This window comes from Zymobacter sp. IVIA_12111.31 C1, assembly GCF_047495495.1.
Lineage (GTDB): Bacteria > Pseudomonadota > Gammaproteobacteria > Pseudomonadales > Halomonadaceae > Zymobacter.
On sequence record NZ_CP179930.1, the window covers coordinates 1,295,301 to 1,308,232 of the forward strand.

Annotated in this window: 11 protein-coding genes; 4 read left to right on the plus strand and 7 right to left on the minus strand. The window is 53.1% G+C overall.

The window, feature by feature from the left end:
• Positions 1-696: 696 nt before the first annotated feature.
• From ACMHYW_RS05810 to ACMHYW_RS05825, 4 genes are all read left to right on the plus strand, one after another.
• Positions 697-966: a hypothetical protein gene (locus ACMHYW_RS05810; RefSeq protein WP_414501281.1), complete on the plus strand. Its 270-nt coding sequence runs from the start codon at positions 697-699 to the stop codon at positions 964-966.
• A 77-nt stretch (positions 967-1,043) separates the two neighbouring features.
• Positions 1,044-1,172 carry a hypothetical protein gene (locus ACMHYW_RS05815; protein ID WP_414501282.1) on the plus strand — a complete coding sequence of 43 codons (129 nt, stop codon included), beginning with the start codon at positions 1,044-1,046 and terminating at the stop codon, positions 1,170-1,172.
• A 499-nt stretch (positions 1,173-1,671) separates the two neighbouring features.
• On the plus strand, positions 1,672-2,019 hold the full coding sequence (locus ACMHYW_RS05820; protein ID WP_414501283.1) for a hypothetical protein: 348 nt from the start codon (positions 1,672-1,674) through the stop codon (positions 2,017-2,019).
• 337 nt (positions 2,020-2,356) lie between these two features.
• Positions 2,357-3,403, plus strand: a complete 1,047-nt coding sequence (locus ACMHYW_RS05825; protein ID WP_414501284.1) for a glycosyltransferase family 9 protein — start codon at positions 2,357-2,359, stop codon at positions 3,401-3,403.
• A 94-nt stretch (positions 3,404-3,497) separates the two neighbouring features.
• Here ACMHYW_RS05825 and ACMHYW_RS05830 read toward each other — a convergent pair whose 3' ends face one another.
• From ACMHYW_RS05830 to ACMHYW_RS05860, 7 genes are all read right to left on the minus strand, one after another.
• Positions 3,498-4,421 (minus strand): cellulase family glycosylhydrolase, encoded by a 924-nt coding sequence (locus ACMHYW_RS05830; protein WP_414501285.1) that lies wholly within the window; start codon positions 4,419-4,421, stop codon positions 3,498-3,500.
• 701 nt (positions 4,422-5,122) lie between these two features.
• Complete coding sequence (locus ACMHYW_RS05835) at positions 5,123-6,643, minus strand: fumarate hydratase (protein WP_414501286.1); 1,521 nt, start codon at positions 6,641-6,643, stop codon at positions 5,123-5,125.
• A 226-nt stretch (positions 6,644-6,869) separates the two neighbouring features.
• Complete coding sequence (locus tag ACMHYW_RS05840) at positions 6,870-7,493, minus strand: LysE family translocator (RefSeq protein WP_414501287.1); 624 nt, start codon at positions 7,491-7,493, stop codon at positions 6,870-6,872.
• 198 nt (positions 7,494-7,691) lie between these two features.
• Entirely contained in the window at positions 7,692-8,783 is a 1,092-nt protein-coding gene (locus ACMHYW_RS05845; protein ID WP_414501288.1) for a lysylphosphatidylglycerol synthase transmembrane domain-containing protein, read from the minus strand.
• Between the two features lie 25 nt (positions 8,784-8,808).
• The gene (locus ACMHYW_RS05850) at positions 8,809-9,573 is read right to left on the minus strand and encodes a DUF2334 domain-containing protein (RefSeq protein WP_414501289.1); all 765 of its coding nucleotides are present in this window, start codon (positions 9,571-9,573) and stop codon (positions 8,809-8,811) included.
• Complete coding sequence (locus ACMHYW_RS05855) at positions 9,570-10,739, minus strand: glycosyltransferase family 4 protein (protein ID WP_414501290.1); 1,170 nt, start codon at positions 10,737-10,739, stop codon at positions 9,570-9,572. Before ACMHYW_RS05855 ends, ACMHYW_RS05850 begins: the two co-directional genes overlap by 4 nt.
• 110 nt (positions 10,740-10,849) lie before the next feature.
• Positions 10,850-12,802 (minus strand): exoribonuclease II, encoded by a 1,953-nt coding sequence (locus tag ACMHYW_RS05860; protein ID WP_414501291.1) that lies wholly within the window; start codon positions 12,800-12,802, stop codon positions 10,850-10,852.
• Positions 12,803-12,932: the final 130 nt, after the last annotated feature.

Consider the following 12,932-nt stretch of genomic DNA (forward strand, 5'->3'; position numbering starts at 1 on the left):
GAGCTTTTGAAGAGAGGTGTAACACTGGCATGGACGCTCCCTGATAATAAAGTTGAATCTGCCAATTTATTTGATGTGCTTAACAAAATAAAAAATTATCCTGAGCTCATTTAGAATATACTCTCATTCTTGGACTCTAGTGGCCCGTCACCGCACGGGCTTTTTCACACTTGCTTGATGGTATGCGTGCTATTTTAGAGTGGATAGAAAGCGTATGAAAAGTTAATGGTCAGCGTGAGTGTGCGAAGCTTTTCCCTGCTAGTGATTTTGTGCAGCCAATGTGATAAGGTAAGCCCTTGCTTTGATAAAAGACTAGCATGTCTGCGTGAATCTCTAAAACAATAGGTTGGGCCAAAGCAGCTTGGGGCGGACTATTGGCGACTAGCTCGTATAGAGATTAAGCTCTAGCGAATACTTTTAAGGCTCACTTATACCATCGGTTTGGTAATCTAATTTTGGGCATGCATATTATTAATTTAAGGACCTGTACAATGACTTCCTCTATACGACGCAAAAAAAGTAATAAAAATATTTTGGGTAAACCAGAAATTTTGACAATTAGTATCGTCACATTTTTATCTATAATATTGCATACTAACATATGCATGTATACACGGCTGGGTTGGAGCCCCTGCTAACAAGGATAGCTATTATGCTGAAAACCGAACTCCTGAGCAGGTATGCAATGACCCTACTATGGCTTTTGCTGCGGCAAGCACCGTTATGGAAAACCAACTAAAGTATCCATCAAAATATATTTTTCCGAAATATAATCCGTATGATGCCGATATATTAATAACTTCCCACGGCGATTGCACTCACTCTGTTGCCTCTTACCTCAATACATCGGGACCTTATGGGACTATGATAAGAAAAAATTACTTTATGGAAATAGAAAATACTTTAGGCACTGATAAATGGAAAGTGCAGGGTGCAATAATCTTTCCTTTGGATGAAATGAAATAAGATCCGATTGCTTTCATACCTGCAGCCCAGCCTTTGCTACCCTTACCTACTATGACAATGGGCCAAAAGGAGAGAGAATGAAGCGACTGGTCGCAGGTGTGGCGCTGATGGTGACGATGCTGAACGGTGCCACAATTCGATTCAAAAACAGCAGTGGAAGTGAAGCTGTAAACAGAGTGTTCTTCTTGGATGATGACCCCATTTGAGGGGAAACACACGCTGTAGATATTCATCCTCAAGCCCAGCCAAGTGCTGGTTTTTTTGTTAGCGGCTACTGCCAGAATCCCAGAAGACTTATTGAGTGTTTACAAGGCCAATCTGTTAACCGGGTCTGAAAAGATATACTGATAAATATTGCTGAGATAAGTGCGGAAGCATCTCTTATATATAGATAGCTAACTTATTATTATTCTAGTGGTTTTTAATAATAAGAGGTGGTAAATATATTGGTGCTTTTTATGGTTATAGGTCGCCTCGGAAATTTTTAATTAAGTTGTAATCATCAATATTTTGATAAGTTTAACGATCACCTCTAGAGGTATGATTGTTATAAAAATAAGTCTTATAAGTTTGATGTGATATATGACTACAGATAATGTTTTTGGTATATTAATATATAGGCGTGAAGTTTTGTGTTTTCTATAAAGATTGTGTTGATAAGGACGATATATAATATAATTTTCTCATGAAAAGGAGAGAGTACATATGAAGCCACTACTGCTTGGAATAGGCCTTTTATCCGCTGTCTGTGCCCCTGTTGTGCTTGCCGAGTGCTTTGGTGAAGGCGAATACCGTGTCTGCTCTGAGAGTGCTATGGATGATGATGGCAATGGTTATGTCCGTTCGTGGGATGCGGAGGGCAACGAGTATCATGTGGATGTGAACAGTCGTTCCTTTGGGGGAAATGGCACTGAGACAACGTCTAGCGATAGTGATGGAAACAGCTACTCCATTCGCACTTGGATTGACAGTAATGGTGATGCGCACACTCGAGATAGTGAAGGGAACGAATGCATCATCACGCAGGAAGGTCAAGAAATTGGCTGTGATTAAGGGAGCTCCTTATTCATTAAGTGTTCAAAAAGATAAATATCATAGTTATCAACTATATAGTTGGACTTACTCGAGTTTGATGCTTCAGGTTTTATGAAATGCCTGACGATAACTATCCGCCATTGGCTATTGTGGGGTAGGCATTTTTGTATGCTCGTGGCACTATGGTAGCGTATCCAAGGGATGTTATGCGTTAAGGTGTGCACCATACGAAGGGTATGGGCGGGGCCTATAGCGTAAATAAAAGTTTAAATAGTGATATCCGTTGTAAACATTGCGTTATCTTGCGAGGAAGGGGGAATGCTACGTCATCCTATACCTTGCCGAGCACCACTCAATGAAAGTGATTAAAAAGCTAAAAGAAAAATTAGAAATCAAGCGGTACGATTTTAAGCCCGAGATAGCTGACGGGCCTATTGAAGACATCGAAAATGCCGTGTTTTACTGTGTTGACGGGATCGGCGATATCATGGTCGCTTCGCCTATCATTCGGGCTATTCTGGAAAAGTGTACCGGACGCGCCTACTTCATCTGTAGCCCCACTAGCCAGCTGTATATCGACCTGCTTGATAAGCAGTACTCGAACGTTGTTATCGTCCCTGTTGGCAAGAAGAAAGCGCTTACCGAAAGCAGCATTGCACACACGGCGGCGAACATACGAAAGCAAGGAAAAATTGATGTTGTCGTCAACGGCCTGGGACGGGTGTCTCCGCGCTTCGCACAGCTTGCTTGCCTGCTCAAACCTCGGGCTGTTCTATCCGCAATGGAAAGCGCTAAGCGCACCAGCCGTCCTAAAATGGTGCATAAATCTGTTCATTACGCCAATCTTTTATATCGGCGTGGTGTTTCGATTGTAGATTGCTGGGGCATCATCGCCCAGATGGTTGGCTGCGATTATAACCGTACCTTGCTATTCCCTGTTGCAGATATCACCCCTGAGCGTACTCCTTATATTGCCGTTTCTCTGCTAGGTGCCTCTTGGGGCCCGATTTCGGAAGAAAATGCTATCCATATCTGTCAGGCGATCTCACGGCATTATAAAAATGATATTTGTTTGATCGTCTCACCTGGTATCGAAGCCATGTGCCTGTCCATTGCGTCAACATTGGAAAATGTGTTTGTTTCCCCGCTTCCGCCGAGCCTAGAATCATCGGGAGCCTATATAAAGCATGCTCAAGCATTGGTAGCCGTTTGCTCTGCTCCTGTTCATATCGCGGGTGCTTTTGATACGCCAGTATTGGTGATTAGAGGCGTTGAAAGAAGTGCATGGCGTCCCGTAGTGAGCCATGCAATGGAATATATAACCAATAATAGAGATATCAATGAGATAGATAATCAGGCATTTGAAGCCTGCTTCGCTGCATTCATCAATAAAATTGGTTGATACTTGTGTGTTGGCCTTGCCGTTAAATTAGGTATGACAAGGCCAACGTTGATGCATCCCATGATATTTCAGTGGGAGCGTGAATTATGCGTCATCAATAGAATACGGAACACAGCTCTGCGGTATGCCCTATACCGTATTCATTGTCGATGGCGGTCTTTCCCCAAGGGGTCAAGGCGAACTGGCCATTCGGGCCGGAAGACAGGTCCAGCACGGTATCTGATCCGCCGTTGCCATACCATGACCAAGCGATCCAGCCGACGGCCGTTTCTTCTGCATAGCGCAGCAGCATGCCGATATCAACGGGGTGGCTTTCCGGTACCCGATCCCCGAACTCGCCGATGATCAATGGCAGATTGAGCGCCAGTATCTCGTCAATATTGCGTTTGATCGTGGCGGTGTCGGCGGCGGCATACTCATACATATGTACTGAGAAGGCCAGTCGCGCCGCACGGTCGCTTTTGAGCAGTGCTTGGCCATAGTCGATGATGGACTGAGGGTATTGACCATATCCGGCACCATCAATTACCAGTAGATGCTCGAAACCAGCTTCGCGCAGTGCCGTGATGGCGAATTCATAGCCAACCGACCAAGCGTAGGATGACCACGAGCCAAACCATTCATTGGCGATATTGATGATGACCCGATCTTCCTTGCCGATAAGCACGGCACTCAGCTCGATCCAGTAGGATACGGCTTGTTGCAACGCTTGCAGGTTGTCGCTGCCTGTGGCGTCGTGCACTTCCAGCATGGCGATTAGCTGGTGTCGTTCGCACAGCGAGAGGATGTTGCGTACAGATTCAACGTCGTCTTTTTCCCATTGAGTGCCGTTCGACAGTACGATGCGTACGAGGTTGGCTCCTGTCGCCGCAATGGATTTCAGCGCTGACGCGATATCTGCTTTGTACCACGTATGGGCATGATTGATGCCTCGGATGAGAAAGGGCTGACCATTGGCATCAATGATCTGGGTGCCCGAAATCGTGAATCCGGCGGTTGTCACTGTATTGGTGATCACTATTGCTAGCTCCTTATAAAAAGCGTATCTCTTGTTTTTATACGGCTCTTTATGGCTATGTTATGCATCTAATTATAATGGCTATAGAAGTGCCTTGGGCACGCTCTAGATATAACGGCCATAGCCTGCTTTTTGAAGGATGGTAGGTGGTGAGATTCATAATTACATTCTGGTGATGAAATTATTAAGAAAACACGTAAAGATATCAAGTTTTTCTATAGCCAGTTCTCTTGCTGAATCATGATTATTATCAATAAGTGCTATTTTATAATGCATTCATAAAAATAAGAAATGATGAATTATTCATCGTAATTTTGAATAACAATGTTTTTAAATTTTTAATGGCGATAAATTTTATTATAAATATCGGCCATCATGACGTGTTCATATCGTAATGCCAACGGGTGATTTTAAGCTTATGTGAAGACAAAGCAGCGCCATACATGCTCTCAAGCGCTCGGTAGAGGCAAGCACGCCATCGCCTGCTGATAAAAAGGTGTGGCGTACTTGAGGGGCGGCATTACCATGCTGGCATACCGCATACCGCATACCGCATACCGCATACCGCATACCGCATACCGCATACCGCATACCGCATACCGCATACCGCATACCGCATACCGCATACCGCATACCGCATACCGCATACCGCATACCGCATACCGCATACCGCATACCGCATACCGCATACCGTTCATTGTTCAGTGCGCGACGATATAGTCGTGCCACTTTTGGGGGCCAAGGGCGTGAATGCTGCGGCCTTGAGTATCAACGGCCACAGTGACGGGCATGTCTTTGACCGTAAACTCGTAGATGGCTTCCATTCCTAGATCTTCAAAGGCTACGACTCGGGCCGCCGTGATCGCTTGTGCAACAAGATAGGCTGCACCGCCGACGGCCATTAGGTAGACCGCTTGGTTGTCCTTGATGGCCTGAATGGCATCCTTGCCGCGTTCGGCTTTGCCGATCATGCCCCTAAGGCCGGCCTGTTCGAGCAGGGGGCGTGTGAACCTGTCCATGCGGGTAGCCGTAGTCGGTCCGGCAGGGCCGACCACTTCATTTCTAACGGGATCAACGGGGCCGACGTAGTAGATAAACCTATCGCGTAGATCAATGGGAAGGGGGGCACCCTGTTCGAGCAGGTCGACCAGACGCTTGTGCGCGGCATCGCGGCCCGTCAGCAGATGGCCAGATATCAGTAAGGTTTGCCCCGGCTGCCAGTGGGCGATGTCGTCGGCAGTGACAGTATCAAGATCGACATGGAGCGTATCATCGCTGGCGGTTCGCGCTATCTCTGGCCAGTCTTCTAGTGATGGAACGGGAAGCTGGGCAGGACCCGTGCCGTCCAGCGTGATGTCGATATGGCGTGTTGCGGCGCAGTTGGGGATGAGGGCGACAGGCTTGTTGGCCGCGTGAGTTGGGGCTGAGCGCACTTTGACGTCCAATACGGTGGTTAGCCCGCCTAGGCCCTGAGCACCGATGCCGCTCTGATTGGCTCGTGTGAATAGCTCTAGGCGCAGCCTGTCTTCATGACTCAGGCTGTCGGGAACTTGCCTAGCGCGCTCTGCCAATGTCTGGATATCAACGGGGGCCATTAATGACTGTTTTGCCATCAGCATGGCCTGCTCTGCTGTTCCACCGATGCCGATGCCCAACATGCCTGGCGGGCACCAGCCAGCGCCCATACCGGGAAGCTGAGCCATGACCCAGTCGGCAACGTTATCGGCTGGGTTGAGCATGGCAAAGCGCGCCTTGGCCTCACTGCCACCGCCCTTGGCTGCCAACTGTAAGGTCACGGTGTCGCCGGGCACCAAGCGGTGATGAATTACCGCCGGTGTGTTGTCACGTGTATTGCGGCGGGCGCCATCTGGGTCTTCAAGGATGGACGCGCGCAGTACGTTGTCAGGATAGGTATAGGCGCGGCGGACACCTTCGTTGATCAGATCATCAATAGCCGTGTCAGTGTCGAAACGCACATTCATCCCGATCGTGATGAACACCGTAACTATGCCGGTGTCCTGGCACAGAGGGCGTTTGCCGATCGCACACAGGCGAGAGTTGATCAGTATCTGAGCCATCGCGTCTTTGGCCGCGGGGTTCTTCTCGCTCTGCCAGGCCGCGTACATCGCGTCGATAAAGTCCTTGGGGTGATAGTAGGAAATGAACTGCAGTGCGTTTGCGACGCTATCAATCAGGTCGGCGGCACGTATTGTCGTTGTCATGCAGTGCTTGCTCCTCGCGATCAGGGGACCGTGCCTATAGGCACGGTGCCTTTGTCCTGCCGGTATACGACGTAGGTATAGACGACGATAACAAAAGACACCGGGTCTTATCACCTATTGCCGTAATTCGAGCGGGGCGTGAGCTGCACTGCTGAATGCGCAGGATGATTTGCACGCTGGGTGGCTGACAATACGATGCTTCCAGCGTGCATGATCGGGCTGCCGCCTAGCGCCGTCCGAATGCCAGGTGCGCGGCAAAGAAGAGAAACAGGCCGCCCGTGACGCGATCCAGCCATTTGATGACGTTGGCACGGCGCAGTAGCTGTGTCAGAGGACGAGTGGCACCGATCAGCAGCATGAACCACGTCAGGTTGATGGCAATGTGCAGCATCACCAAGATCAGTGTCCAGCCAACAAACGAATGTTGTGCGGGGATGAACTGAGGCAGAAATGAGACGTAAAAGATGCCTACTTTGGGATTGAGGACATTGCTCAATAGGCCTTTCATCCCCCAGCCAATGTGCGAGCTCTTGAGGGTGTCGTCGCTGGCGTTGGATGCAAAGTGAGTGCGTGGACGTAGCAGCATATGCAGGCCGAGCCAACAGAGGTAGGCGGCGCCACACAGCTTGAACAGGGTGAATAGGGTGGTTGAGACCGCCAGTAGTGCGCCAAGCCCTAGTGCAATTGCGGCTCCCCATACTAAGCATCCTGCATTGATGCCCAGTGCAGCCCGCATTGCTTGCTGCCGTCCTTCTGCGGCAGCCGTTCTCAATACCAGTGCTGTATCCAGTCCGGGCGTGAGGGTAAGCAGCGTTGCTGCCAGCATGAATGCGATCAGGTTGTGAACCATGGTAAGGCTCCTGGGTGCAGAGGGTGAGTCGACGATCGCCCCCTGAGGGTTTGGGTCAGATGGGCACAGAGGCGGCATTGCGTCGGTGCGCTGTCGCGTGGATGGTTTACGGGAGCAGATGCAAGAAAGGTGCCGTGAAGGCACCTTTCTTTTAGCACGGTGTGAACAATGTCCACCGGCCTCTCGCCAGTGCAACGATCACGACTTGTGTTCGTGCTTGAGCGCTTCAACATCTTTTTTGCGCATTTTGAACAGCGTGTACAGAAGCGGTCGACCTGCCAACAGCAGAAAGGCAGGAATGCCCGCAATCAGGTAGAAATGGTAGGTCACCAGACGCCAGATCAGGATGGCGGCCGCCGCTGTGTCATGGCCTACGATGCGGTCCAGCATGAACATAGAGGTGAATTCGGCACCGCCTGCGCCACCGGGAAGCAGCGTAACCTGTCCTGCTGCCATCGACACCATCTGCACCAGATAGGTGTAACCCCAGTTGACCTGATGCCCCAGTCCGTACAGCGCTAGGTAGAGTACGGTGTAGCGTACCAACCAGTGCAGCACGCCGAACAGGAATGCTTGCAGCAGCAGATGGCGCGGCATCTTCAACGTGGTACGCAATGCGTTGCGGAACACTAGGATACGACGCATCCAGCTGCGGCGGCGTGGGCCGCTGACGTGGCACAGTTTCAGAAAACCGGCGATATGGCGCAGCATGCGCTCATGGTGACGGCCGGCATAGATCAGTGCGCTCAGTGCCGCGGCCATCAGGATCAACGGGATGGCCAGCACCTTCATCGACGGCAGCTGTATTGATGTCATGATGACGTACAGGCCGACCAGCAGCATCGACACGAAGAAGAACACCATGTCGATCATCTGATCGACGGCAAAGACAGCGGTGGTTTCAGCGGGGCGCAACCCTCGCTGTTTCATGATCGCGATCAGCGTGAGGTAGCCGCCAGCCCCTCCTGGCGTGGCGCAGATTGCGAACTCCACGGCCATGATGACGCCCATCGACTGCAGGCGAGTCAGGTGGCCAGAGCGGCCTGCCAGTAGTACGCGCAATTTGGCAGCGTTAAGGTACCAACAGACAAAGATCATGCCGATCATCACGACCAGCAGGTGTAACGGGAATTGATGCAACAGGGGCAGCATACCGCGGCCTCCCCATATCACCGGAATCGCGATGATCGCGATCAAGCCGATGATCAGCATGCCCAGCGTGCGGAACATGGCGTCTCCATCATGGACGTGGTCATGGAAGAAGGGCATCTGCGATGAACGATCGCACATGGCAAATGCAGACACCCTCGGACGATCAGGATTGGGCCGTCTGCTGCTGAGCGGAAAGCCAGCCGTATTTCGTCATGGATGTAAAACCCTGCTGTTGAAGCCGCTCTACGGCATCCAGCCAGTAACGGCGGGAGATATCGTGGCGCATGTCGACGGGATGAAGCCCCAGTCGCAGCGCCTGTCCTTTGCTGTAGCGGCGCTCAGATAGCGTGTTGACGACATAGGACATGCCGCGGCGCCATTTGGCGCGTGCGCTCCAGCACAGTGTGGGTACCGGTACGTGTTCGAAATGGGGCAAGTGGTAGAACCCTTTCGTATCGGTGGTATAGCGCAGTGGCAGGTTGGAGAGGGCGTGGCGCGTGGCCTGACTCATCAGCCAGGCCGGTGCTACGAAACCGTGCAGCGGCCAGCCTTGGCGTTCGAACAGCGAGATGCCTTCTTCAAGGCGCGCCTTGGCGCTGCTGTGATCGAGTCCGTAGAACTCGCCTTCGTAGGTGTAAAGCCTACGCATGAAGTACTCGCGTGCTGAGCGTGGCGCTGGGCCGTCATCGCAGTGATAGAAACCGTGCAGGACCAGCTCATCGCCGCGGGCCAGACGGGATTCCAGTAGTGCTAGAAACTTCGGATCTTCGAACGTAGGGCTGCGATGGTGAAAGTCAGGTACGACTAGCCACGTCATGCGCACATCACGTGCGTCCATTTCTTCGACGAATGGGCGGTAGTCGTCCCAAGTGGCAGGAGATATGTCGTGCAGCGCCATCATGAAATGGCGCGAAGAGGCAGCTGTCATGAAGCGTGATCCTGTGCGACTGTCAAGCGTTCAGCAATGACGTGTTCGTAGTGTTGGCGCAGGCTGTTGACGACCGCGTCCCAGCCGTGGTGTTGCTCGACACGCTGGCGTGCGAGGGCGCCCATAGCCTTGATGTCCTGCTCGAACAAATCGCGTGTAGCGCGTGCCATGTCCTGAGCATCAAGGGGGGCGCATAGCCGTGAATAGCGGTCGTCCAGCATTTCGGGCAGTGCTCCCGCATTGGCTGCCACAACAGGGAGGCCACTGGCCATGGCTTCAAGAATTACCAGACCGAAGGTTTCCTGTGTGCCAGCATGCAGTAGTGCATCTGCGCTTGCCAACAGGCCCGCAAGTTCGTCAGGGGGACAGAACCGACTGATCGTGGTGACGTTGTTAGGCGTCTGGCGCGGCATGTTCGAGCCCACCATCAGCAGGTGATACTGCGGTCCCAGTAGCTTCAGCGTTTCTAGCAGCACAGGAAGGTTCTTTTCCTGTGAACCGCGCCCGGCAAAGATCAACAGTCGTATGTCATCGGCAAGCCCCAGCTGCTGGCGCAGTGCCGAATCGCGCTTGTCAGGTGTGAAGCGAACGGTATCGACGCCTAGAGGCTGAACGCTGACACGCTCGACGCCGATGGCCGCAAGCCGTTGAGCCATCAACTGACTGGGGGCCAGTACGCTGTCGTAGTGGCGATAGAGATGGCGGATATAGCGTTCGGTCAGGTGACGGACACCGTTGCCGAAGCGGCTGCCCAGCATCTCTGGCAGATCGGAATGGTAAAAGGCGATCAAAGGGACATTCAGACGACGTGCCGCACGGATAGCGGCCCAGCCCACTACGTAGGGATCGCCAGCTTCGATGATATCGGGCTGCAGCCTATCCAATGCGTTGACCCAATGATGAGTTCGCAATGGAAAGCGATAGCCGCCGCTAAACGGCAGAGGCGGTGCAGGAATTCGAAGGGTCTGAAGTCGTTGCTCACGGGAGCCGTGAACGGGAGGTGCTTCTATGCCGTCAGCAGGCGTAGCGTCTGCTGGCAGGCTGGGAATAAGCAAGGAATGGCAGACATCGTCGGCGTTGACCAGCCGCTGTCGCTTAGCTTCCAGATAGGTACGCACTCCGCCGCTGGAAGGCGCATAGAACATGGTCATGTCGGCAATATGCACGCAGCCGTCACCTCGTTGTTCTGGCAGAAGAGCCTTGACCGCTCGCCTTCTGCCGCAATGACACAGAAAAGGATTGCTGCCCGCCCCCAGGCGGTGCGGGCAGCTCCGCATTATGCGCTTGCGGGGGCCAGACGACCGATCAGTGAACGGGTGTCTTCACGCGCTTCGATCAGCACCAAGCTGACGCGATCGCCGAGGCGGTAGCGGCATTCACCGCTGATGACGACACGGCCTTCCTTGTCGTCGATGGCCAGCGTTGTTTTATCCGCTACCAGCGTGGATGCCGGAACGAACACGGAAGCGCCGTTGGCTTCAAGACGGACGCGCAGGCCACCGCGACGGATGTCGACCAGCTCGCCTTCGAAGACTTGTTCGCTGGCAATGGCAGCGGCCAGATAGCGAACGTACAGCCAATCCTTAACGTCACGCTCGGCCATACGGTTGAGGCGACGACGTTCGGCCAGATGCTGCGTTGTTTCTTCGGACGCGGCACCATTGGCCTGAGTGCCGAGCAGAATGGCTTTGAGCAGGCGATGGTTGATCATATCGCCGTACTTGCGGATCGGAGAGGTCCACGTCGCGTAGCGTTCCAGGCCCATGCCGAAGTGCGGTGCCGGCGTAGCGCTCATGGCAGTATAGCCCTGGAAGCGGCGCAGGCGGGCATCGAGCCAAGCGTCACCGCGAGCGTCCATCGCATGGCGGAACTGGCGATAGGCTTCAATGTCGGTGAGCTGTTCGCGCGCAACGTCGATTTCCTGTTCGGCAAGGAAAGCCAGCGCTTGATCGATCTTCTCTTCGGCGAAGCCTTGGTGAGCGTTGAAGATACCGTGACCGATCTTTTCACACAGGGTTTCCGCGCAGCAGACGTTGGCCAGAATCATCGACTCTTCGATCATGCGCTGGGCGATACGGCGGTGCTCGGCGCGGATGTCGAGGACGTTGCCTGCTTCATCCAGATCGAAGACGTAGTCGGGGCGGTCTTTGAAGACGACGGCGTGCTGCTGACGCCATGCCGTACGGGCTTCGGTCAGTGCGGCAAGGGCACGCAGCTGTTCTTCACCGCGTTCGAATGACGGAGTCCACTCACCTTTGCCTTCCAGCCAGTCAGAGACGTCTTCGTAGGCCAGCTGGGCGTGGGAGCGTACCGTTGCGGCGTAAAAGTCATGACTGACCAAGCTGCCATCGGCGGCAACGTGGATGTCACAGCCTAGCGCCGGACGATCTTCTTCTTCGCGCAGCGAGCACAGGTTGTCGGCCAGACTTTCCGGCAGCATGGTAACGTTCTGGCCCGGCAGATAGACGGTGAAAGCACGCTGACGTGCTTCGCGGTCGATCGCATCGCCTTCATCGACATAGGCGGTCGGATCGGCGATCGCGACGCTCAGTACCCAGCCGCCGTCTTCGTGGGCACGGATGCTCAGGGCATCGTCCATATCCTTCGTGGAACGACTGTCGATGGTGAAGAACGGCATGGCGGTGATGTCGCGACGCTCAAGACCTTCTTCGCGCAGTGTCCATTCGGCAGGACCTTCCGGAGAAGCATATTCGAGCGCATGGCGAGCCAGTGTGACGCGCCACGGGGCATTAGGCTGATCGTTTGCCGCGATCAGTTCATCGACCTGAGCGAAGAAGCTGCGGTCGTTGGGGTTCATCGGGTGACGCACCATATGTGCGACAACCCAATCCCCTTCCTGCAGGGCCGCTTCGTCAAGATCGCGCTTAATGCGAGACGTGATGGCCAGAGAAATGGACGGATGATCCGGTATGACGGACAGACGTCCCTCACGCTTGCGGATACGACCGATGAAGCGCTCTAGGAACGGTTCGATCAGCTTTTCCGGTTCGGCACTCTTCTTTTCGTTTTCTTCGTGAATGACGGCGTCGATGCGGTCACCGTGCATCACCCGTTTCATCATGGGCGGTGGCAGGAAATAGGACTGCCCATCGTCGGTTTCGAGAAAGCCAAAGCCCTTGTCGGTCGCTTTGACGACGCCAGTGGCGCGCGGAGTGTCAGCGTGAAGCTTTTGCTTGAGCTGAGCAAGAAGAGGATTGTTTGAGAACATCAGGGACGCCTGGATATCGGATCAAGGGGCACACTATAAGGACTTGCCTCAGCGTGGGGAAGAGGCAGAGTGTCCAGCAATGCGATGATTATCGCATGCCTGCGGCAGTGTTTCGAATCAAGACCAAAAA

Excerpts from the sequence above, each read along its gene's own strand:
- ACMHYW_RS05810 (WP_414501281.1), top strand. The coding sequence starts at position 697 with ATGGCTTTTGCTGCGGCAAGCACCGTTATGGAAAACCAACTAAAGTAT.
- ACMHYW_RS05845 (WP_414501288.1), bottom strand. The coding sequence starts at position 8,783 with ATGTGCGATCGTTCATCGCAGATGCCCTTCTTCCATGACCACGTCCAT.
- ACMHYW_RS05815 (WP_414501282.1), top strand. The coding sequence starts at position 1,044 with ATGAAGCGACTGGTCGCAGGTGTGGCGCTGATGGTGACGATGCTGAAC.
- ACMHYW_RS05835 (WP_414501286.1), bottom strand. The coding sequence starts at position 6,643 with ATGACAACGACAATACGTGCCGCCGACCTGATTGATAGCGTCGCAAAC.
- ACMHYW_RS05840 (WP_414501287.1), bottom strand. The coding sequence starts at position 7,493 with ATGGTTCACAACCTGATCGCATTCATGCTGGCAGCAACGCTGCTTACC.
- ACMHYW_RS05825 (WP_414501284.1), top strand. The coding sequence starts at position 2,357 with ATGAAAGTGATTAAAAAGCTAAAAGAAAAATTAGAAATCAAGCGGTAC.
- ACMHYW_RS05850 (WP_414501289.1), bottom strand. The coding sequence starts at position 9,573 with ATGACAGCTGCCTCTTCGCGCCATTTCATGATGGCGCTGCACGACATA.
- ACMHYW_RS05820 (WP_414501283.1), top strand. The coding sequence starts at position 1,672 with ATGAAGCCACTACTGCTTGGAATAGGCCTTTTATCCGCTGTCTGTGCC.
- ACMHYW_RS05860 (WP_414501291.1), bottom strand. The coding sequence starts at position 12,802 with ATGTTCTCAAACAATCCTCTTCTTGCTCAGCTCAAGCAAAAGCTTCAC.